The sequence below is a fragment of the Bartonella sp. AC62GZZY genome, assembly GCF_042196525.1.
Classification (GTDB): domain Bacteria; phylum Pseudomonadota; class Alphaproteobacteria; order Rhizobiales; family Rhizobiaceae; genus Bartonella.
The window spans coordinates 52,198-77,324 of sequence record NZ_JBHIQN010000009.1 but is presented as its reverse complement, the minus strand read 5'-3'; the positions used below and the strand labels follow the sequence as shown (position 1 = coordinate 77,324).

Below are 25,127 nucleotides of genomic sequence, written 5' to 3'. Positions count from 1 at the left end.
GATGATGGTACCATCCGGATTGGCAGAGATTTTGACCTTGATCCTATGGGACCTGCAATTGAAGGCGGCGTTGGCATCAATGCGCAACTGTCTCACAATTTCTCCCTTCATGGTGATGTAAGCTATCAACAAAAGCTTCGAAAAACCGGTATATCTGGTGCAAGCTTTTCAGGAGGAATACGTTATCAGTTTTAATACAAGGCTGTAAAAATAGCGTATTTCTTTTCTATGCATTAACAAAAAAGGCAGCACATCGTGTTGCCTTTTCGCTTTATAAATCCTAATAACACTACACTATCCCTCCTTAAGAGAGCCCTTGCTTTTTCTACTGCCTGTAAATCAACATCCACACCCAACGCCGCAGCATGTTTGAAACAAAGCTTGAGACGCATCAGTGCTGTATTAGCATCTCCAGCTTTTGTATGACAGATGGGAGCGAGGATATTGCGTATTTCTATTTGTGTAATCTCTGAAATAGGCAGACAGCCTAATTTGGGGAGAATATGGAGTTTTAAAGGTGAAAACCTGTTTCCATCTTTACCATCATTTTTTAATTCAGCTTTACGACTTTCAAAAGCATCTAAGGCAATGTTTTTTAAGTAATGGAGATTACGCATTGCCTCACGTTTTCGTTTCTCACGTTTTTTAATGGGATCATGACCATCACGAAGAACAGAACGCTATTGGGTTTGCCAATTCACGAGCTTGTTTTAAAGAGACATCTCTCAAAGCACCCAAGTCCATTTAGCGACAGCGCCCATGAATGGTATATGAATGGTATAACGGTAAATCCATTGAGTACCCCCATCTTTACGTTTGTGAAAGAGCAATCCGGCACCATCATTATATTTTCCAGCTCGTGGGTGTTGCTAAAGCCCTTGGCTCTTGAGACGATTCATAAGAGCCATTTTAGTCCTTTCTTATACATTTTTTACCCACACGCCCAGCCCCGCTTGTGGTATGCAAGAGAATGGTTTTTCTTGATTTAAGACAAACAGGTTTAAAATGAGAGAATCTTACGTTATTCAGAACTCTAACTCAATGAAAGTAACGCTAAATTATCATTATAAATCAGTATATTATACCATTTTTATCAAGATAAAAGATAAGGTATTTTTATCTAGAATATGTCACAAAGTATGCTGCCTTTTCGTACATGAAATCCATTTTTTCCTGAAGTGTTTTCTTTTCTACTTAAATACGCTTTTCTTCCTCTTCACATGGATTGCGCAGCTATTCATCATCGAATTTTCCCATAAAGCTAAGCAAAGTGTATTTCTAGATAATATAAAGATAACAGCATTAAGAATAAATCTTAAAAAATAGAAGATTTCTTGCTTTTTCACTTATGGAAGTACAACAACTTTACCGTTCAATTATGCTCTTCTTTGAAGATAGATATGGTGCAAATATGCACCATGGAGCTGTCCAAGCAAAGATGATATTAGAAAAATGAAAAGTTAACCACTGCACATTTAAAACAGATAGGAAACCTACAGCCACTCTCATTTATTCCAAAGGATATAGAAAATGAAAAAAAACATACCGGATAAATAATCAATCATAGCTTATAATATAAGAGCATAACAGTGTTTTCATATGGCTACACTCTTCCCTTATGATATCTGGACAGCAAATATCTCTAAAACTTCTATAAAAATACTATTAAAGTTATGCTGTAAAAATGTTAATTGCCTCAACAATCATTTGTCAAAAATTTGCAAAAAATAATCAGAGAACTAACCGTTTGAACCACAAACATAGTTTGTGTGCTAATGATTTGATTTTTAACGACTTTTAACATATTGATAATCTTAAAATTAAATCAGACAGCCTCCCCAGTTAGTCCGGATAAGTAGGTATCTAACAAAAACTATTGTTAGGACCGTAGAAGACCATACCCCATCCTTATATAAGAAAGTGAACTTCCTTAAAAAACTTTGATATTGATGATACTAAACAGATTGGTATTCATTTTTACCTTAATCCGATAGATTCTGCCGTTAAAGGTGCGTTTAGCACAATACACAATTATCTCACAATTTAACTCTCTATATTGATGTAAACTATCAGAAAAAACTTTAAAAGACGTGTAGCCGAGACAAGTTTTTCTGATAGAATACGCTACCAATTTTAATATAAAAATTATAAAAAATAAGCATATTAATCCGTTTACTATTAACAAAAAAACGGACTGTATTTTTTTTATTTACAATCTATTATAGCAATAAAATAATTTCTTTCTTTACGATGTGTTGTCGCTATCTATAAAGATTTATTTACACTTCCATTGCTGGTTCTTCTAAACAAACAGTTTTGAGAAAATTAATGCATGAAAAGAAAATCTAACAACAAGCGCTTTATCTTTCATATACAAAATGCTCAAGAAAGCTAATTTTTTCATTTATAAAATGAAATCACTCAATAAAGTTCTTTTTATATCAATAAAAGATGTTTTAAATTGAATATTCAAAATATTGATTTATAATGATAATTTATCATTACTCATATTGAATTAAAATCTTGAATATCGTAATCTCTCTCATTTAAAACCTGTTCCATGTTGAACTAATCAAAATCATTCACTTGCACATTACAAGCAGAGCTGGCGTGTGAAGCAAAGTTATATAAGAAAAGCCTGAGAAGTCCTATAATGAACTGTCTCAAGTGCCAAGGGCTTATCACAAATATTGGGAGCTAGCAAAATGTGTGACGGGCTTGCTCTTTTATTAAGCGTAAAGGTATCGGCTTGCTCCTTCGTAAGCGTAAATATGATGGAACTCTACGGCTTTAGCGTTATAGCATTCATGAACACCGTCGCGAAATGGGCTGTGCTTCCTTAGAAAAATAGGCTTTGCTACCCTTAGCCTCCTTAAAGAAAGCCTGTGAATAGCCCCCCTCATCTCTTTTTCTTATAGCAGAAAAAATTTGCTGATCGTTTTGGTTAGTGCATCAAATAATACATCTCAACACTATAGAGCTTTTATAGCGATTATCTTTAATAGACAATTTTTAAATATCATACTTCATAGTGCTTTTAGCATAAGCTTAACCAAGCGAGGTTTTATGAAATCCACTTTTCTCAACTTTTTATGATCATGAAAAAAGTTTTTCTGAAGCAAAACTTCAAATCATAGAGAACACCATCAATATAATTCGTTTTGTTATTTACAATAAAAACATAATGATATAGAAACTGTCTGGGTACTTGCGCCATCAGGGGAATGAAGTAAGCATCAAAGCATACCAAATACTAAAGGCATATCTATGTGTAAGAAATATATTTATAAGAAAAATTTTTTGTTATGTACAATTGCTGGAACTTTGATTTTTTCTCATTTCGGTTCAACTTATGCAAATACATCGGCTCCTGAAACTCCTGGAATTTTTGGGAAGATTGAATTAAATAAGGGAGAAGAAAAGACTTTAAATAATGTTCTTGTCCGCGATAAAGGACCTGGAATATTAGCGCATGATAAAGCAGCTATCACAATTGTAAAATCAACAATACACACGGAAATGTCTGCACTTTCTGTATCAGCAGGTGGACGCATTCATGCTAAAGAAATTGAAGTCAATACAGTGTATAAAGGTTTAGAAACAAAGAATGGTATAATCGACGTCGAAGATTCAACCATAACCGTCCAACGAGGAGGTGCCGGTGGTATCGTTTTTTATGAAACAAAAGATTCTTCACTGAAAAGTGGAGAAAAAGTTGTCAATAAGATTGTTCTTAGCAATACAAAACTTCTTGTGAAAAACGGTACCGGTATTCTTGGTCCCTACTGCTCAAAAGCCGTTGCTGAAGTTCAACTTAAAGACTCAGAAATTCGATCTGACGTATTATTGAGAAATAAAACGAAACGTAAATATTATGATAACGATACTCTTCCTGTAACTTTAGCATTAACCGCTGATAATTCAACAATAGAGGGACGAGCAAGAACTTTAAAAGTCAATACAACAGTTTTGACTCTGAATAACAAGAGCAAATGGTACTTAAAGACCTCTCAAGAGGAAGTCGATACTGACTTTAATACGTTTAACTATGAGCTCAGTGATATTAAACAACGAACCCTTTCTACCGTTTCAGTACTGAATCTTAATAATAGTTCTATCATATTTAAGGTACCGCAAGGGCGGGAAAAAGATCATTATCATACCTTGTATGTAGGGCGAACAGCTGAGGTTCGTAGACCTGAGGGAAGTACAATCCCCGATATAGAAAGCACTTATAATACAGTTTACAATGCCACAGGCAATGCAAAAATTTATTTTAATATTGAATGGAGTGATGGTCTAGTAAAAGAACAGCAAAAAGCTGACCGCCTCCTTATTCATGGTGATGTATCAGGCAGCACAACAGTCCATATCAAGAACCTTGCGAAAGGTGAGATATTAAAAGCTGAAGATTCTGTTTCCTCGAATATGCGTGGTCTTTCAGTCATTCAAGTTTCTGGAAATGCAAATGAAGATTCCTTCAAACTTGCACACGGCTACACCACAATGGAGGGATTGCCCTATAAATATATACTCAAAGCCTATGGTCCAACATCCAGCCATGGGACAGCCGATAGCACACAAAGTCATTTTAGCGGAATATCACAAGAATCAAAAGAAAATACCCTCAAAGACTACACAATCTATACGATATCAGAATCAGGAAAAATGATTGAAGGCGTTTCACCAAAAGAGAAAGAAGCGCAAAATACCGGTTCATCATCCCTTGGACAAGCAAACAACGCACAAAACATTTTGGAAAAAAATCAAAATTTCTGGGATTTTCGCTTGCAAAATGCGACTCTCGATAATGAGGGAAAGATCAGAGCTCTCGTTCCTCAAGTGGCAAGCTATTTGTCCATGCCTAACGCACTATTCTCAGCTGGACTGGCTGATATAAACAATCAAAACACTTTACTCAACTCGATGCAGGAAAACACCTTTGAGACAAAAGATCATAAAAACAAAGGAATCTTATTCTCGACTTATGGAAATAAGATGACATTATCCTCTCACCGTACGCCATTACAATATGGCTATGGTGCCGATATTCACTATGCAGCTTTACAGGCAGGCATTACATTAGCAGCTCTAGAAGATCAAAACATGACCACCAATTTTGGTCTTTTAGGGACATATGGGAAATTAGCTTTCACCCCTAAAGACATGGAAGGTGCTGACAAGAGTACACTCAATAAATGGTCAATTGCTGCATATAGTGGGCTGCACCATAATAATGGGATATACATCCATGCACTCTTCTCCTATGGAATGCTCAAGGGAGATATCACCACAGCTCTCATAGGAAAGACTGCAGAATTGAAAAATGCTGATACATTCAGTGCATCAGCAACCATTGGACAAAAATTCGAAACCAGTAGGAACGGATTGGTCTTTGAACCACAAGCACAACTTGTTTATCAACGTCTCATGCTTGGCACACTCTCAGATGTCGATGGTTTTGATGTGGATATGGGAAATCCTTATCAATACTTAGTGCGTGTTGGTGGACGCTTAACGCAAACGAAGCTTTCTATTGAAAACGGCGATATTCTTTCTTTCTATGGTAAATTGAATATTGTTAAAGCTTTTTCTAACAATGGTACGATACAGATTGGTGAATCATTCCACCTTGATTCTATGGGAGCTGCCCTTGAAGGTGGACTTGGTGTAAATGCACAATTATCACAAAATATCGCACTTCATGCTGATGTTAACTATCAATATAAGCTTCAAAAAACAGGTATATCTGGAGCAAGCTTTTCAGGCGGAATACGCTATCAGTTTTAAGAAAAAGCAAAAAATAATTTATATTCTATTCATTTTAATAAAAGGCAGTACAAATGAGCTGCCTTTTTACAATCTATCGGAACGAACCGTCAATAACGATCTTTCTACCACCTTTCTTGAGCCAATTAATCTCACTCAAACCAAATGTAACAAAATCTGTTATCTCTAAATGAATACTGGATTCTCAAGAGAGCTGCCTTTTTGATTTATAAAAATCAAATGTTTTTAATAAATTTTTTTGTATTTTAAAACACGTAATAAATAATTTTCTGTGTAAGAAAATCAATTAAAAGCTTTTTGTAAGCGCACAACAATAGCTTCTCCAAAAACTTTGTAGAGTTTTCATAACAACAGCCTTAAGCAACAAACATCCTTGCAAAATATTTTGTTTCTTAACACTTTTAAACGGAATACTTATCAATCTAGCTTTTCTACAATTCATAGTTGCTCACTGCAATTTCTATTTTAAAAACTCTTCTAAAATCATTTTTTAAACGATAAAGAACAGGACGCAATATTTCGTTTTGTTGTTTACAATAAAAACATAATGATATAGAAACTGTCTGGGTACTTGCGCCATCAGGGGAATGAAGTAAGCATCAAAGCATACCAAATACTAAAGGCATATCTATGTGTAAGAAATATATTTATAAGAAAAATTTTTTGTTATGTACAATTGCTGGAACTTTGATTTTTTCTCATTTCGGTTCAACTTATGCAAATACATCAGCTCCTACAATGGTTATGGCTCGTGCGGATAAAGCAGGAGAAGAAAAAACCTTTAATAACGTTTTTATCCGCAGCGCATATACAACAGTGGTTGCTGATGACAAAGCCTTTATCACCATTACAAATTCAACAATGCGTTCAGACTCAAATTTATTTACCGCAACAACAGGTGGACGTATTCATGCTAAAAAAACTGTAGGAAAATCAAATTCCCGTGGTTTAGAAATTTCAAACGGCATCATCCATATTGAAGATTCAATCATTAATGTTTCCGGACATCACAAAAGTCGTGGTATCCTTTTTGATTACATCCCAAGTTCCCAAGTAAAAGAGGGCGAAAAAGTTATCAATAAAGCAATTCTTACCAACACAAAACTTCTTGTTGAAAATGGTATTGGTATTCTAGGACCAGATTATGCAAAATCTGTTGCTGAGGTAGAACTTAAAAGTTCAGAAATTCGTTCTGATATATTATTAAAAAACAAAATCCCAGAAAACTCAAAAGATATCGATCCTCGCACTTTTATATTAAGCGCTGACAATTCGATTATAGAAGGACGAGCAAAGACTTTACCTCAAAATACAACGATTTTTACTCTCAACAATAACAGCAAGTGGTCCCTAAAGATTAGTCAATTTGAAGTAGACAAAGAATTTGACAGCTCTAAAGGATACTTGCTCACTGATATTAAACAACGTGCACAGTCTATTGTCTCAGTATTGAACCTTAATAATAGCTCTATTATATTTAATGCGCCGCATAAACTAGCAGACAATCAGTATCAGACCTTGCATGTGGGAAAACAGCCAATAGCTGAAGCTGCAAAAGCAGAGCAAAACAGAAGCTTCGATACAACAACGGTTTACAATGCATTGGGCAACGCAAGGATTTACTTTAATACCGAATGGAGTAATGGTCTTATAAAAGAACAACAAAAAACTGACCGTGTTCTCGTTCATGGTAATGTCTCAGGCACCACAACGATCTATTTCAACAATCTTTCAAAGCGTGCAGAACCATTCGATGATGATGAAGTTTCCATTCCTTTGAATGCGCGTGGTCTCTCACTTGTTCAGGTGTCTGGAAAAGCAGAGGAAGCCGCCTTCACGCTGGTAAATGGCTACACTACAATGGATGGATTACCCTATAAATATGTATTAAATGGCTATGGACCAACATCCAGCCGTGGGAGAGCTGACAAACAGCAAAGTCTTTTGCAAGAAAGTGAAGAGTTTTGGGATTTCCGTCTACAAAATGCGACTCTTGATGATGAAGGAAAAATCAAAGCTCTTGTTCCTCAAATGGCAAGCTATTTGGTTATGCATAATGCAGTATTCTCCTCTGGCTTGGCTGATATAAACAATCAAAATACACTGTTAGATAATATGCATTCAACAGTTTTTGGATTAGAAGGTCATAAACAAAAAGGGATATTTTTATCGACTTATGGCAACAAGATGACGTTATCTTCCAGCCGTAGTCCATTGGAATATGGTTATGGTGCTAATGTTCACTATGCTGCTATACAAGCAGGCATGACATTAACAACGTTAGAAAATCAAAATATAACCGCGAATCTTGGTCTTTTAGGCACATATGGAAAGCTCGCTTTTACGCCAAAGGACATGGAAGGTTCTGACAAAAGCATACTGGATAAATGGTCCTTTACGGCATATGGAAATCTCCACCATGACAATGGTCTCTATATTAATGCACTGTTCTCTTACGGCATTTTAAACGGACATATTACAACAGCCCTTATCGGCAACACCACAGAATTAAACAATACGGATACATTAAATATATCAGCTACCGTTGGACAAAAACTAGCAACTGGTGTTGAAGGGGTGTCCTTTGAACCACAAGTACAACTTATTTATCAACATATTGCCTTTGGCACTCTTTCAGATATTGATGGCTTCCAAGTTAATATAAAGACCCCTCATCAATGGTTGGTCCGTATTGGAGGTCGTTTAACAAAAACAATACTTCCTATTGAAAAAGATCGTGTTCTTTCTTTTTATGGTAAATTGAACGTCATTAAAGCTTTTGGTGAGAAAAATACAATTGATATTGTTGATTCTTTCCATCTTGATTCTATGGACTCTTCTCTTGAAGGTGGGCTTGGCATTAACGCGCAACTTTCTAAAAATATCGCACTTCATGCTGACGTTAATTACCAACATAAACTTCAAAAAGCTGGGTTCTCTGGAATTAATTTTTCCGGAGGAATGCGTTATCGCTTTTAAACAATTTTAGCTCTTTATTTTGACGCATAAGCAGCGCTGAGATGAAAACAGTGCTGCTTAACTACATTACAAAAAACCGTAATGTGTCAAAAAGTGGTTCATTTTTAGCAAAATAAAGAAAATATCTTAAGGAACATCTCTATGCATAAGAATCTTTTGTTATGTACAGCCGCTTGTGCTTTATTTTTTTCTTCTTTTAATTTCACATCTACCAGCACCGCCTCTGCTCTAAGCCCCCAGGAACGCCATGCCATTGATTTAATAAACACACCAACACAAGCAGAAAAAAATCTTGAAAAGATAGCCTCTGGCGCCATGATGGAGGATAATTCGCACTTCAATCAAGCACTTGATGCCAATAACCAACGACGTGTTAATGCTGCGCGCCAAGAATGGATGAGCCAAGACAATCGTAATTGGTCTAAACTGCAAAATAAAGCAGAAATATTACATAAAGCAGTACAATTGGATAGTGCTTTACAAGGACAAAACAAGGAACTTTCCAATACTTTACGCAAAGCAGTATTAGAGACTTTGAACAACGATGGAATAACCAACGTGAAGAAAAAAGAAGAACCAACCCCTCCTGCATCTGAAGAGAATAAACAACCTCTTATTGACTCCAGTACAAGACAAAGACGCGCTAGTGATAAATTACCACCCGCTCACGTTGCTGCCCAACACAAGGACAATTCATTCACAAGAACAGATCATGGAATGAGACAGCCTAAAATAAATGAAAATTCGCAATCTGATATTGATCCCCAAACAAACACCACTTCCTCGGAATCAAAAACAACTCTTAATACATCAGAAAAAGCGCATATGAAATTGCTCCCAAAGGTTGAGAATACCGCTACCGCTGCGACAGAGAGCTCCTCTAAACTTACAGATGATGATAAAGCAACCGCAGCTTCTACTTCTCTTGATGGAACAGAAAAAAGCACAACTCTTACACCACAAGGAGAAAGTTCTTTAACCATGCCTATTGCGATGTTTGCTGTTGGGTTTAGTGATGTCAACAATCAAAATATCTTGTTAGACAATATGCAAATAACAATGTTTGAACCCAAAGATCATCCAGAGAGAGGCGTTTTCTTATCCTCTTATGGCAATAAAAGCACCTTTTCTTCTAAGGTTCAAGCAAAACAAGATGGTATCCAAGCAGATATTCGCTATGCTGCATTGCAAGCAGGAGCAACACTAATAGCGCTAAAAGATCAAAATATCAGCAGCAACTTTGGTCTTTTCGGAACATATGGGAAACTGTCTTTTACTCCTAAAAACAAGGAGAGCTTTCAAAAAAATATGTTTGATAAATGGTCACTCACCGCATATGGAAATATTCAGCATGACAGTGGCATCTATGCAAGTGCCTTTCTCTCTTATGGAATTTTCAAAGAAAATCACGCTACAACTCTCATCAAACATACCTCAAAAATGAAGAATAGTAAAACATTAGGAGCCGCTGCAACTGTTGGTCAAAAACTGTCAACCAGTTTGGAAGGTGTAATCCTAGAACCGCAAGCACAACTTGTTTATCAACGTCTCATGCTTGGTTCTTTATCAGATAGGAGCTCTTTCTCAGATGACGATAACTCTAAAATAGACATAAGTAATCCTTATCAATGGCTGCTCCGTATTGGCGGACGTTTAACGCAAAACAAAGGACATGCTGTTTCTTTCTACGGCAAACTGAACATGATCAAAACTTTTAGTAAAAATTTTCAGCTTGCAGCTATGGGATCTTTAATCGAAGGTGGTTTTGGTATTCACACACACTTATCACAAAATATTCAGCTTCATAGTGATCTCAGCTATCAACATAAATTCAAAAAAGCTGGCATCTCTGCAATAAATATTTCCGCTGGAATGCGCTATCACTTTTAAAAATACTTGTATTCCTTATCTTGAAATATGAAGAGATCTTATTATGTTTCGTTTTGTCTCTTACAAAAGAGACATAATGAGGTCAAAGTTTTACTTTTTATGAGAGAGGGGGAAATATTTTAGGAATACATCCATATGAAAAAAAGCTTCTTACTATACACAGTTTCCGGAGTTCTGTTTTATTCTTCCAACAGTTTGTCTTATGCTATTCATGCTATGACTCCAACGATAGATCTCTCTTCTCCCCCGACAACATCTGACTCCAAAAGAACGATCATCCCCCCTCATCCTACCGGAAATGAACCTACAAAGTCTACTCCTACAAGCACTGTCGTTCCTCACATGCAACTTGGAGAAAAATTAAGGAGATATACACGCTCTTCATATGGAGAGACGACAAATTCTTCAACACACCCCCAATCATCTGAACACCCTACAAAGCCTAAAACCTCGACAGACTCTTCTGAACCTGGAACAATTACACAACCTGAAACACCCCCTAAAAACACAGAAACGTCCAAGGCTTCTTCTCAAAATTCTAAAGGAAAAACGACATTCCCAAATGTAACCATTGAAAATACAACTTCTTCCTCAAAACAAAAGCATAGGCATGCTCGAGAAAGTATACAAACATCAAAAACTAAAACGACAGAAAGTTTACAGTCTAGCCTTACAGCCACACAAAGCGATATTACACAATCACCATCGACAGAAATAGCTCCAACGAGAGAAGAAACTGCAACAACAAAGATAGTTTTAACAAAAGGAACAGCTTCAACAACAGGAATGGAAGCAAAATCGAGAAGGCGTTCAGGAGCCACCACCTCTTCTACAGATTCTTCCAGCGAAAAGACGCCTCCAAATTCTGCTGTCTCTTCACAATCAGAAGCGACACAATCTGCACCCAATTTACAACCAACACCTGCAAACTCTGAATCTACAAGAGCGGAATCTACAAAACCAGCAACAGAGCTATCACCAACGTCTAAAGAACCAGAACTCACACAGCCAACATCATCACGATCACCAGAATCTGTACGACCAACGCCCACACAACCCACATCTGCCCAAAAGCTATCTGGAAACTCTGAATCTACAGAGGCGGGCATTACAAGACCAACAGCAGAACAATCACCAGTGCCTAAAGAGTCAGAACGCATACAGCAAACATCTTTAAGAATAGAAACTGGAAAACCAGCATTGCAGGTACCACCAAAATCTGTAAAACCAGCGCCAGTGCAATCTTCATCTGCACAAAAAATGTATGAAAAACCAGAGATTGAAAAACCAATATCACCGATAAAACAATATGAAAAGTCTACACAAATTGAGGATATAAGCACTGGAGTTGAAGCTAAAAACGGTAAGACCATAACGTTACATAACAAAAAAATTCAAGACAATAGTTTTGCTGTACATGCAGAGGGAAATAATTCAAAAGTCAACATGATAGGGGGAACAGTTGATGCGCGTTTTGTTGCACTAAGCGTATCAGATGGTGGAGAAATTGATGCTACAGGCATTACTGCAACAGCAGAAACAGCTGCTTTGGTAAACATGGAGGGCACAATAAAACTTAAGGATTCAAGCGTACATGTCACGGGAAATTATGAAGCAGACGGTATTATTTTCCGCAACAATCCGTATAATGCCCCTAGAAAACGATATACACGCAATGCTAAAAAGAACACCAATGCCGTTCAAGAACAAGATGTAGCCAATATTGCTGATAAAGTAACCCTAGAGAATACAAAGCTTTTCGTTGAACATGGTAGCGGTATCAACCTTTATGGAACAGGCGTAAACGGAGAAGTCAACCTTAAAAATTCAGAAGTTCATGCCGATATTTTATTAAAAAATATCAAGAACGAAAGTGCCTCCACAAACACCATTACATTAGTTGCAGACCACTCTTCTTTAGAAGGTCGGGTAAGAACTTCTGAAGATAATAGAACAGTTTTTGATCTAAAAGAGAGGACGAAATGGCTTTTAAAGGCGAATAAAAATGTCACAAATAATGATAATATTTTAAATGACTATAGACAGTTTGGTGTTGATGAAAAATCATACTCTAATCTTTCTGAATTGCACCTTACAAACAGTGTCATTATGTTTGACAAGCCAGTGGAGGGACATTATCAAACTCTGTTTATAGGACCTAATCTTTCGCAAGAAGACGAAACAACTCACACAGCAGCGGTTTATAGTACAGCGGGTCTTGCAGAGATTTATGTAAACACTCAATGGGATAAACATTCTCCTATCACGGAACAACAAACTGATCGCGTTGTGATTAATGGCGATGTCTCAGGGAGTACTGTTGTTCACATCAATCTCCAAACCGATAGCTCTGCTATTTGGGAAGAACGCATGGCGTCACTTCCTTTAGGGACACATGGGATTTCAATCATTCAAGTTTCCGGACAAGCAAATGAAAATTCCTTCACGTTAGCAGGAAACTATACGACAATAGGTGAACAACCTTATAAATATGTACTCACAGGCTATAAACCAGGAACATCTCATGAGAGCCAAAATCTTTTTGGCAAAAATAATCATGATTTTTGGGATTTCCGCTTACAGAATGCCTACATTGATAAAGACAAAAAAGTTCGAGCCCTTTTACCACAGGTAGCAAACTATTTAACCATATCTAATACTTTATTTTCTGCTGGATTTACTGATGTAAACAATCAAAACACGTTGTTAGACAATATGCGCACAACAGTATTTGGGGCAAAAGACAATAAAAAGAATGGTATCTTTTTCTCTTCCTACGGCGAGAAGGTCACCCTATCTTCCAACCGCGATCCACTGCACTATGGTTATGGTGCTGATGTAAACTATACTGCCTTACAATTAGGAGGCATATTAGCCGCCTTAGAAAGCAAAGACATAAGCGCATATTTTGGTCTTTTAGGAACGTACGGAAAGCTTGCCTTTACGCCAAAAGAGATGCAAGATTCTGAAAAGACAACGCTTGATAAATGGTCACTTACCGCTTATAGCGGCATCCAGCATAGCAATGGTATATATGTCAACGCTCTTCTTTCTTACGGAACCTTAAAAGGAAATATTACCACAGCTCTTGTTGGGAATGCCGCAAAATTAGATGGTACCGAGATGCTTAATATATCTGCAACCATTGGTCAGAAATTAGCAACCGATACAAAAGGGCTGGTCTTTGAACCACAAGCTCAATTCATTTATCAAAATCTCATATTTGATATTTTCTCAGATACCAATGGCTTAAAAGTAGACATGGGCAATCCACATCAATGGTTGATCCGTTTTGGTGGACGTTTAACAAAAACGATAATGGCTGTTGAAGAAAACAAGGCTGTTTCCTTCTATGGTAAAATGAATGTTATCAGAACTTTTGGCGATGGTAAAACAATAAAAATTGCTGATACCTTTCATGTTGATCCTACCGGCTCTTCAGTTGAGGGAGGCATGGGGGTGAATGCATATCTTTCTCAAAATATCGTACTAAACGCCGATATCAGCTATCGGCAAAAACTGCAAAAAGCCGGTGTATCTGGCACCAATTTTTCTGGCGGGATACGTTATCGTTTCTAAAGCAGAAGTTAATTTTAACTTAAATAAAAGGGCAGCACAAAGTGCTGCTTTTTTATTTAAATTTATACATTTTTTAATTCTCAAAAATCATTATCACATCAAAGAAGATTTTGACTTATAATATTTCTTTTGCGTATTGAATAAAAAACTGAATACCATAACAATCTCTCATCAAAATACCCCACGCATAAAATTTTTATGTCTTATATTATGACCACACCTCAAGCGATAATGTTTTTATAGCACAACAGAATAAGCATTCATGCGGATTTTAAAAAAATCAGCACCTTCTTCGCTGTAGACGCTCCATTTATTTTAGATGATGTGCATTTAATATACCTGCTATAAAGACTAGTATCTGGTATAAATTCTTAAAGGCATGTTTTTCCTCTAAAATCTCAATGCTACAGCAGCTCCATTATAAGACAAGATATTGATTTATAAAGACAATTAATTGTTTTCCATGTTAAATGAGAATCCAGAATATCGTTAGATTCTTTCATTTTAGACCTGTTCCATGTTGAAGCAACAAAAACCATATTTCTTACAAGTGACAAGAGGGAAGAGCCATGGGGATAAAAAACTATTAAGAAAAGATTAAAAATGCCTCTAATGAACTATCTCAAGTGCCAAGGGCTGTAGCAACATTGGGATCAAACAAAAAATATGACAGTGTTGAAAAATATAACAATATCAACTTGCTCTTTTATTAAGCATAAAGATGGTCGCGCCCTATAGATTTTATATTATTTCCATGGGAACTTTCTTATTATACCATTCACAAGCACCGTTGCATCAAAGATGTCGTTGCACTGCCCCACAAACACCATCACGAAATAGACTTGAGAGCTTAGATATCTCTTTAAAACAAGGCCGTGAATTAGGAATAACAAATCCATTCTATTTTGAGTATTTTGTTGAGTATGAAAGCCATCCCCCCAGTAAAAAACACAATAAAAAAAGCGTGAAACAATGTGTAATCTTCATTATTTAACAGATAGTGCTTTAGATACTTTTGAAAGACATAAAGCTAAATTAAAGGACAGTGGTACAAAGGGAAGCTGATTTCTACCCTCTTTATTCTTTCCCAATAAGATCACCTCCCCATTTCAAATATTACGCCAACAAAGGTATCGCACTATATTCACTCAAATCTGGATGCTCTCTCCAATCTGGTATACAAAAACTAAAAACAGCAGAAGAGAATATTAAACCGCTTTAATTTTTGTCTCAAACATATAGATTTAAGCAACTAACCGCTTCATATCACCACACTTCAAAGGACAATACTTCATGAAGCTTATAGGCAATATTCATCACATACTCTTCATCATTCATGCTTTTTGCTGACTTGGTGGTTATAGCAGAGTGAACGCACCCGATCCCATCACGAACTCGGCCGTGAAACGCTCCAGCGCTGATAATATTTTACCTTAAGGCAAGGGAGAGCAAGTCGCCGCCAGATCTGCTAAATGCATGCAGAAGACCAATGTATAAACCTTACATTACCACAGCCTCAAGGAAGCTGTTTTTAAGGCATCACAGGCTGGTCTAAATATTCTCTTGATCGCCTCTCCCCCTAAACTAAAAAATGAAGCTCCCTATTAACTCAGTCTGCAAACAATGCTCTGTAAATAATCCGCCTTCTCTGAGTTCTCTTCCGGCCAGCTTCTCACCGCATGCGGTTCACATCACGATACCTTTAAAAATACTGTTTTAAGAACAGCGTTTTACAGTACATCAGGATAATAATTTAAATACCAAAATGCGCTTAAAACAAGTCTACTCACTAAACGCACTATTTATCCAAATCAACTGCCCCACCTAATCATTGTCATTAGTTAGAACAGCCCGTATTAATCAGATTTGAATTTATTCCTCTATTTCTTTTGCACGTCCAGATAGTTGTATAGCTTTAGAAAGATCATTAACGGCATTTAAATGTGTTTGAAGTAATTCACTATTACGCTGTAATTTTTCTTGTAAATCAGACAACAAACTTTCAACCTCATGCTCAATATCTTGATTCATGTAGCGCTTCACATCACTCATGGATTTATTAAGATCACGCAAACCACGTATTTTACGCAAATTTATTTCTTCGTAATCTGGAACACCACTGCTCTCTAGCATATTGCTTTCATAATCAACAACTTGAGCTAATCCTTTAACAGCAGCAACAAATTTTGTCATCGCCCAATCACGATCAATAAGGTTGTTATCAAGAACTTTTGCTTTTGCCGCAAAACTATCATCACCATATTGCACTACAGACATTTTTACTTCCCCTTCAACACTATTGTTCAATCTTACTTTCAAATGAGGGAGATTAAACAGGTTCTCTTCAATGCTGATACACTCAACCAAGCTCGTAATCGAACATTGCTACAACAGCACGACAATCCTTCAAAGTGTATACCACTTCAACTTTTAACGCGTTCTCTCAAATATTTTTTCTTTGCTCCAAAACCATCATTGTGGCTATACTAATCCATCAAAACGCTATAAACTCAAACCTTACAGCAATATCGAAACTTCCATATTTGCTCTGTCTATTTCGCCTTGCCGATTTTATCTTTGCCGATTTTATCACGAGCTCATCTTCAATAGAAAATAACAATGCTAGAAAATAACAATGCTTTCACGAGAACTTCAGCCACAAAAATATCTGCCGACAAAAAACCGCAGTCTATCTTGCAGCATATAAAGACTTAAGCCCATCAAAAATTTCAGCATTTTACTGATAGAAGCACTTTACCCTCCATAACCTCATGGCTCTCTCTGCACTTAAACTTGTACACCTTCTGGCACCCCATAAGATGGCGCCCGACAAGATCAGTTTACACCCATTCAAAAGGACACCCCCCTCTCCCATACTCTTTCTGCACACATGCAGTATTTTGCATAAAACACAAAAAGAATGCTCTTTTGAACAGATCAGCCATACAGCAATATAAAAAAAGACACCTTAAAATAGCTAAACAGCCATCAATCTTCCTTTTTTAAATTATCATTCGCTTTTCTTTGCAATAAACGACTATATAAGATTTTTTGAACCTTTTCAAGAGTTTCTTAGCCAATCAGTTCGATACGTCTTCAATCGCATATTCACGCGCTTGTTTTAAAGAAATATCTCTTAAGTGCACCCAAGCCTATTTAGCACCGCGGCCCATGAATGCATGAATGGTACAATGATAAATCTTCCATGACATGTATAAAATCCATTGAGCACTTTCCATCTTTACGCTTAATAAAAGAAGCAAGCCAGCACCATCACATATTTTTCTAACCCCTTATGTTCTGATACCCTTGGCATTTAAGACGGTTCATAAAGCGTGGCCTTTCTTGTATAATTTCTCTGCGCATGGGCGCTCCCTGCTTGTAACTGCAAAAGACATGGTTTTGGTTAATTCACCACGAAACAGATTTGGAATGAAAAAAATTCCAGTATTCAGGGATCTAATTCAAGTTGAATAACGATGGATTATCATTATAAATCAAAATATTATCCAATGCATAATGCTTAACGCTCCCCCCATTGATATTTTCAGAATTTTCACAGCATCTTCCTATAGATTATTTCATTCCATAACACATTTTTCTCTTAATATCGCGACTTTACATGCGCTACTGGTATAAAAACAGAGAAACAATCATTTTATAATCAAGGTACAATTTTTGTTACGATCTTTCTCTCGTTTAACCTTTTAAATGCGGCTCTTCTTTTTCATAATCATCACATTTCAAATCTATTCCATGTTGAATAAATTAAAATCACTTGCTTGCACATCACAAACAACGCCTTGATGTGTTGATAAAATACGCTGAAAGAAAAATGCCTCTTATGAACCTTAGCAAATGCCCAGAACTATAATAAACATTGGAAGCAAGCATACGATAATTGCGACTTGCTCTTTTATAAGTATAAAGATGATAGCATTCTATAAATTTTTATATTATTCAAATTTTATATTATTTCACGAGAGCTTTACTGTTATACTATTCACATTTACCGTTATACCATTTACGAGTGTCATCGTAAAATGTCTGTCGTGTGCGTTGAGAGATGTTTCTTTAAAACAAGTACATAAATATGCAATACAAATATACGAATATACAACATAAGTATATTTCGTTTGGAGCGTTCTTTACTTTTGCGCAAAATATGCCCCATTAGAGCAGCATTAACCAATCTTGCTATGAGATAAACGATCAGAAAACATTTTTGTCTTCCGCCGCTCACCTTAAAGAACCAAGATCTTAACTCAATCGGCTCTGTACGCAGTCCGAATTTTTGTCAAACGCTCTTCTCTTGACTTTCCCCTCATCTGATTCACTTAAACGAAAGGCTCAACAAATAAACCTACGAATATTCATCGTACACTAAAAAATACTTAAACGTTCCAAGAAAACTTATATGTCTTATATTACCGTTATAAATGACAGTGCTTTATAGCATAACAGGATAAAAAAGTTTCCAGAAACACAAAACTTACAAAATCAATCAATAGTCCTTTTAAAACTTTCTTTTTTAGTATTCACAATACTCCAACTCCTTAAGCTTTTATAAAAAAAGGAACGATTTTAAGCTTGCCGAATATGTTGTATCAGAATATATTACAGATTGTAACATATTGTTATTCATAAAATCACCTCAAAAAGAACAGAAAGAGGTTTTTATGGCTGATCTCGTAAAAGCCGCTATGCTTTATTCAACCTTGATTATCACCATCAATGCTTTTGTTGTTATTTTAATTCTCGTAATAGAAATATACTAATACTCTCTTGGCTTTTTATAATCTGTGCAAATAAGCATCTTAATTTCACATAAGAGCAAAGCAAAATTTTAATTCTACAGATAAACCACACACCCAACTTCAAACATCGCTTGCAACTATTTGAGGGTAAACTCTGCTTTTTGTATGCATTTTTAACCATCATTGTCCGTCTTTTCACGCTATCTTGAATCTCAACTTCATTCCCAGCTTAAAAAAACGAAATTTTCTACCAGATCCGATCTGTAAATAATTTGTCTCCTTATTGAGTAAGTTCCTTTTTCTTCCCCCTTCAGGGCATATCACAATCCTAAAGGATAATATTTCATGAAGCTTATGATAAATCCATTGAACACCATCTTTACCCTTATGAGAAAATAAACCAGCAGCATCAAACACTTTTCCAGCCCCAAATGTTGCAACAACCTTTAGCACTTGAGATCGTTTATAAGAGGCATTTTTACTTCTTTCTCCAACAGTTTTTATCTACACGGCTCTCCATGCTTGTACCATGCAAGAAGATGGTTTTAATTAATTCAACCGAGAACAGATTTGGAATAAGAGAAGCTTACGTTATTCGAGATCCTTATTTAACATAATAATAATTAAGTTATTTTTATAAATCAAAGTGTTATTTATAAAAACATTTATCACACACTCAAGAACAAAAAACACCTCATACGTAAAGTTTTATATGAGCTCCACTGCTCAACATGATAATATAACGACACAATTAAGATAAAAAAATAATAAGGAAAGACCTTGCAAACTCAGAAAAGAGAGGAGAAAAATGAAAAGATGTGGAGAGCGCTCAATTCCTCACACATCCGGCAAAACCGTCCTAGCAAAACAGCCTCACAACTTAACTAATGTTATAATATTCTCAAATCAAAAGCAATTTTTTTAAAATAGTTTGAGAAAAACATTTGAGTATGAAACGATAATAATTCCATTCAGAATGTTTTTCTCTTTATTAAAACAGAGAAAAGTAATTTCCAAACAAATGTTTCCTCCGAATTTTTCCGAAATTAGCCGCAACGCTTAAAGACGATCTTAGTGTTATGAAACATTTATTTGTGATAAACGCAAAAAAACACCCCAAAGATAAATTTAATCTCATATTTTAAATACATGTAACCAAAACATTAAAAAATTAGCAGTAACACGTAACAACTCATTGGGAGGCAATACTATCTACAATTGAAAGCACTTTTGGGCTTAACAATGACAGTATAGCATCCGTTTATACAAAGAGTACTAAGCGTAAAAGACTAATTCTTGAAGCCATAAAAAGACTCTCTAAAAGTTAGAGATAGCCTGAAAACGCAATAGAATCAATAACTAAACAATTCTTTATTTATTGAACTGTATGTTTTTAATTAATGCCAAACATAAGTTCCATATATGCTTGTCTGGCATGTTGGCAATTTTTAGATTTCTCCATAGAAGATTGATCCAGCTTTTCACATTTTTTTGCCCACTCTTCGAGTAATGTTTTATCTTTCTTAAATTCCGCTACGCTGTAGTTTTTTTCACAACCAGCAACGACAAGTCCAGTACAAACCAGCAATGCTGTAATAATAACTTTATTCATAAATAAATTCCCCTTTTTTCAAATTTACAAAATTTAGGACACAATTTAGGGCCTTAAAAAAAGTTCTATATATGCTTGTCGAAGGTTTTTACAATTTTGAGAGGATTTGAGCGGTGAATCATCCTTCTCACATTTCTTTGCCCATTCCTCGTATAATTTTTCATTTGTTTTAAATTCTTTTACACTATAAGTTTTTTCACAACCAGTAACAGCAAGTCCAGTACAAAGGAGCAATGCTGTAATAATGACTTTATTCATGATTTAATTCCCTTCTTTTTTATCTTCAGTTTTTTCTTGGTCGTCCTTTCCAGAGCCGAAAATTCCCCATTTTTTACGAGTTTCTAATTCAGCTTGTTCTGCGTTTTTACAATTTTTTGAATCAAAACTTCCTGCAATAAAACATTTCTCTAACCACTGATTGAGTAATTTGGGATCTTTCTTAAACTCTGCTACGCTATAAGTTTTTTCACAACCAGCAACGACAAATCCCACGCAAAGCAGTAGCGCTGTTATAATGATCTTGTTCATGATTTACCCCCTCTCTTTGTTTTATATTTTATTAACAATATCTTTGGGTTCACATCCCCTCCTATATTGTGACCTTGCGTCTAACTTTCCTTTGCAAATACGTACACTTCCAACGCAAACATATTAAATCATGAAAACTGCTTTCATTTATCAAACTTGCATTTGTAACATTATCTGCACGGCTGCTCTTTGTATTTGAAGTGTTAAAACTTCAGCAAAAATTCTGATATCTTGACATTCTCAAAAAGCTTTTTAATCATTTCTTTTCCTTCAAGAACCTCTTGGTAACGAGAAACAGTACGAATATCTTACCCAAAATTCGTTATGCCTATACCCATTGCAAATTCCCTGCAAACGAAAGAATACACCTTTTAATCAACTAATTGCGCTCTTATCATTTCTAAACCACCGGAAAAGAAAGCTTTAAGTCCCCCCTTGCACTTTTTAAAAGCCAATAGAAATGCTAAAAAAGCAATCTTATACATTTCCAATTGAAGAAAAAAGCCTATTGCCTTGTATATCATTACGAATGGCATTAACTATTTAAGACTATAAAATCATATAAATGTAAGAAATATTGTCTATAGTATACTCAATGACTTCTTTTGTTTATTAGGAAAACTTATAGCGCGTCAATATCAGTAAATTTTACTTATTTTTATTCCCCGCCTTTATAAACATGAATATAATTTAATAAAATGGATTGCTACATAACAGAAAAAAATAATCAACGCTACTCTTAATTACATTATTACATTATTTACCCATGTATTAAGTAAAATAAACAAAAATAACCTGATGTTTAAAATCATTATCAAGATAATTTTTATGGAAGAATAAACTTATCTATTCATCTAGAGATATAAGATAACAAGTAGTATGATGATTATCACATTTATAGGGAAAAGTTTGAAATGGAGAATTTTTCGCAAACACATAGCTCTTTCATAAGATGATACAGAACCTTATGAAAAACAACTTAAATGAAGCAACCATCGTGAAAAAGGAAGAGCGCTTTTATTATTAACTTCGTATAAAAACAATCGATATCATCTCTAGAAAAAGCACTCAAACCAACGAAATTATCGTATCATTTTTTACACTTTTCCGTATTTTTGTGAAAGCAATTCGCGGACCTCATCAGCTATTTTAGTTCCACGACTTGCACAACTGACCTTAATCAACCGATGCAAACTTTCTGGTATATCAATCGTAAGGCGCTTCATCCCTCCATTCATGCTCCCTTTGTGGCGTCCTACCCATGCATCCGCTGTTAAAGGAATTGATTTATTCGTTGGTTTTGTGCCGATTTTAATTTTTTTATTCATCGCGCTAACTCCTTGATTTCCGCTGCAACCGCTTCAATCTCTGCTGTTGCTGGTCCTTGCTCATCAACTTCATAAACCGCCTTCCCCTGTGCTGCTGCTTCTGCAAAAATCACGCGCTGCGCAACGCTAGAAGAAAGAACATGCACGTGGTATATGCCAAGAGCTTCGTTCACATCACGCCCTATCGCTGTATTGACGATTTTACGATTAATGACAAAAGCAGATTTAAGATTTTCTTTATAAACACGTGCTTCATCAATCAGCTTTACAATTCCATCCGCTGCCCAAATATCATAGGGACTAGGCAAAACAGGGATAAGCACCAAATCCGAAGCCATAAGAGCACTACGAGCAAGATCAGTTACACGCGGAGGGCCATCGATAATAATATGATCATAACCATGCCCAATCTGTGTAATCTCTTTGTGAACCGTTGCACGCGGTAAACCAATAACCGAAAACAAAGGTGCATCTTCACGTGCAGCAGCCCAATCCAATGCACTTCCCTGTGGATCAACATCAATAAGCAATACACGTGCACCAGTACGTGCAAAACTGGCGGCAAGATTAACACTCAACGTCGTTTTTCCGACACCTCCCTTTTGATTCAAAAGTCCAATGATCATCCATTACGCCTTTCAGTATTATCGTTTTTACGATAATACTGAAAATAACAAAAGAAGCAAGCATTCAACACATGAAAAACAACTACTTCTCCCATTTTTAGGATAAAAACGACACCACCCAATTTTATCTTTATAATATTCTTTTAACTTTTAGCATTGAGCGAAATATTATAAAAATAATATTCTTGAGGATAAGAAAAATTTAAACACGAAACACGCTCTTCTTCCCCACCCTAAAACAAAGATTTTTAAATCCATGTCGATCTGTAAACAATGCTCTGTAAATGATCCAGCTTCTTATTTTGCGCCGGCCTTTTGGGCTTCTCCTTTCATGCAATCCACTTAATGCAACTCTACAAACAAGCTCCACTCTGAATATACAACAAACTATAAGGAGAATTCATTGTTTCGCACGTTGAATGAGAGAGCCGAAATCAGGAAGATTCTCTCATTTCATACCTCTTATATTAAATTAATCAAAATCATATCTCTTGTACGTACAAGCAGGGCTGGCGTGTGAGTAAAACTGTACAAGAAAGGATTTAAAATGCTTCTTATGCAGAATCTCAAGTACCAAGAACTATTACAATATTGGGGGTTGGCAAATATAACAATGGTACCGACTTCCTTCTTCATAAACGTAAAGAGAGTGGTGATCCGTGAATTTTATACTCTTTGACGCTCGACAGAGTAAAATGGGCTTAAGAGAAATAAGGATACCTCTAGCAAGCGTGTAAACAAACAACACAATGAAATGTCTATGCTGAGTAAACACTATAGATTATCCATAAAGACCAAACATCCGTCTTTTATAAGATCGCATAACGAACATGTTGCGGAATGAGATATTTTGCATCTTAAAGCTCGTTTTTCCCAAATAGATCTTCTCGACAAAAAGAATATTTTTGTTAAGATGCCACTGAAAAACTTACCTTCATTATCTTCTTTCTATATAACAGACCAGAGGGTATCGTGAAGATCGTGCAATTGGGAATAAACAAAAATGAATTTACAACAAATTGAACCTGATATTTTTATCAGTGCACAAATTAGCATAGAAAATATCAAAACATTGGCACAAGCTGGTTTTAAAACAATTATCTGTAACCGCCCCGATCACGAAGAGCTCCATCAACCTGACTTTTCTAGCATTAAAACGGTCGCAAATGAATATGGCATAAAAGCCTATCACATTCCCATTTCTCCTCCAACTATAGAAAAATCAGCTGTTGAAGCCATGCAAACAATTTTAAAAACAGCCTCTCTGCCTCTTCTTGCCTATTGTCATCACGGATCACGCTCGCTGCATCTTTATCGTTTAGCGCATCTTTAAACAGAGGGTATGCACACTTCCTCCTCGCCTTAAAAGACAAAAATTCTTAAATACACATCGATTTTTAACAAACAATCTGTCAATAATCTTTGTCTTGCGCCTTTCCCTTGGCTTGCCTCTTCATAAAACTCTACAAGCAAGCTTTGCTCCTTAATATACAACAAGCATGCACACCCGAAGCCATAAAAATGCATGAAAATGCATATGATGATCAAAGAAAATTATTTTCACCTCACTTTTTATCACTGCTCCACCTTCTTTTTCTCTTCCTTTACCAATACGAGCTCATTCGTACGCCACAGACACCTAAAACGACAGTAAAACCACTAAGAAAACCCCATATTCCGAATAAAAGGCATGCAGAGTATTTTATAAAAAAACCGTAAGCCATAATCTATGATTAACTACAACATATTGATTTATAACAATTAATTATTTTGCACATTGAGTAAAAAATCCTAATACCGTAAGATTCTCTCAAGTCTATTTATAGTGAATCAATCAAAAGCGTGTTTCTTACATGTCACAAGCAGGAAGTGTTCATGTGAAATAAAACGAGTTAAGAACAAACTCTCATAAACGCTCTCAAATAGCCAAGGCTGTACAAAACTGAAAGCTTGTCAATATAACTGATGGTGTCGGATTCTCTTTTATTAGGCATAAAGAATGATAGCGCTCAACGAAACTTGCATGATACCATTCATG

Annotated in this window: 12 protein-coding genes, 1 rRNA gene and 1 pseudogene; 7 read left to right on the top strand and 7 right to left on the bottom strand. The window is 35.9% G+C overall.

Annotated features, from left to right (window positions below):
* On the top strand, positions 1 to 195 hold a 195-nt coding region (locus ACFIML_RS06660; RefSeq protein ID WP_375607277.1), incomplete at its 5' end, for an autotransporter outer membrane beta-barrel domain-containing protein.
* A gap of 110 nt (positions 196 to 305) precedes the next feature.
* Here ACFIML_RS06660 and ACFIML_RS06655 read toward each other — a convergent pair.
* Positions 306 to 908, bottom strand: a pseudogene (locus ACFIML_RS06655) (integrase arm-type DNA-binding domain-containing protein); the annotation flags it as partial.
* A gap of 2,359 nt (positions 909 to 3,267) precedes the next feature.
* Between ACFIML_RS06655 and ACFIML_RS06650 the strand changes: the two are divergent.
* The 5 genes from ACFIML_RS06650 to rrf all read left to right on the top strand — a co-directional run bounded on the left by ACFIML_RS06650 (position 3,268) and on the right by rrf (position 15,703).
* Positions 3,268 to 5,790 (top strand): autotransporter outer membrane beta-barrel domain-containing protein, encoded by a 2,523-nt coding sequence (locus ACFIML_RS06650; protein ID WP_375607276.1) that lies wholly within the window; start codon positions 3,268 to 3,270, stop codon positions 5,788 to 5,790.
* Between the two features lie 630 nt (positions 5,791 to 6,420).
* On the top strand, positions 6,421 to 8,769 hold the full coding sequence (locus tag ACFIML_RS06645) for an autotransporter outer membrane beta-barrel domain-containing protein (RefSeq protein WP_375615242.1): 2,349 nt from the start codon (positions 6,421 to 6,423) through the stop codon (positions 8,767 to 8,769).
* Positions 8,770 to 8,910: 141 nt separating this feature from the next.
* Positions 8,911 to 10,659: an autotransporter outer membrane beta-barrel domain-containing protein gene (locus ACFIML_RS06640; RefSeq protein ID WP_375687709.1), complete on the top strand. Its 1,749-nt coding sequence runs from the start codon at positions 8,911 to 8,913 to the stop codon at positions 10,657 to 10,659.
* Positions 10,660 to 10,794: 135 nt separating this feature from the next.
* Positions 10,795 to 14,238: an autotransporter outer membrane beta-barrel domain-containing protein gene (locus ACFIML_RS06635; RefSeq protein ID WP_375687707.1), complete on the top strand. Its 3,444-nt coding sequence runs from the start codon at positions 10,795 to 10,797 to the stop codon at positions 14,236 to 14,238.
* 1,350 nt (positions 14,239 to 15,588) lie between these two features.
* A 5S ribosomal RNA gene (rrf, locus tag ACFIML_RS06630) occupies positions 15,589 to 15,703 on the top strand.
* 407 nt (positions 15,704 to 16,110) lie between these two features.
* Here rrf and ACFIML_RS06625 read toward each other — a convergent pair.
* The 6 genes from ACFIML_RS06625 to parA form a co-directional block, all read right to left on the bottom strand.
* Positions 16,111 to 16,515 carry a flagellar protein FlgN gene (locus ACFIML_RS06625; protein ID WP_375607272.1) on the bottom strand — a complete coding sequence of 135 codons (405 nt, stop codon included), beginning with the start codon at positions 16,513 to 16,515 and terminating at the stop codon, positions 16,111 to 16,113.
* Between the two features lie 3,873 nt (positions 16,516 to 20,388).
* Complete coding sequence (locus ACFIML_RS06620) at positions 20,389 to 20,607, bottom strand: EexN family lipoprotein (protein WP_375614687.1); 219 nt, start codon at positions 20,605 to 20,607, stop codon at positions 20,389 to 20,391.
* A 45-nt stretch (positions 20,608 to 20,652) separates the two neighbouring features.
* Positions 20,653 to 20,865, bottom strand: coding sequence for an EexN family lipoprotein (locus ACFIML_RS06615; RefSeq protein ID WP_375614688.1), 213 nt, complete (start codon positions 20,863 to 20,865; stop codon positions 20,653 to 20,655).
* 3 nt (positions 20,866 to 20,868) lie between these two features.
* On the bottom strand, positions 20,869 to 21,135 hold the full coding sequence (locus ACFIML_RS06610; protein WP_375607268.1) for an EexN family lipoprotein: 267 nt from the start codon (positions 21,133 to 21,135) through the stop codon (positions 20,869 to 20,871).
* Between the two features lie 1,097 nt (positions 21,136 to 22,232).
* On the bottom strand, positions 22,233 to 22,463 hold the full coding sequence (locus ACFIML_RS06605; protein WP_375615248.1) for a hypothetical protein: 231 nt from the start codon (positions 22,461 to 22,463) through the stop codon (positions 22,233 to 22,235).
* The gene (parA, locus tag ACFIML_RS06600) at positions 22,460 to 23,089 is read right to left on the bottom strand and encodes a ParA family partition ATPase (protein ID WP_375687705.1); all 630 of its coding nucleotides are present in this window, start codon (positions 23,087 to 23,089) and stop codon (positions 22,460 to 22,462) included. The genes ACFIML_RS06605 and parA overlap by 4 nt, the downstream gene beginning before the upstream one ends.
* A 1,003-nt stretch (positions 23,090 to 24,092) precedes the next feature.
* Here parA and ACFIML_RS06595 point away from each other — a divergent pair.
* Positions 24,093 to 24,422: a TIGR01244 family sulfur transferase gene (locus ACFIML_RS06595; RefSeq protein ID WP_375687703.1), complete on the top strand. Its 330-nt coding sequence runs from the start codon at positions 24,093 to 24,095 to the stop codon at positions 24,420 to 24,422.
* Positions 24,423 to 25,127 lie beyond the last annotated feature (705 nt).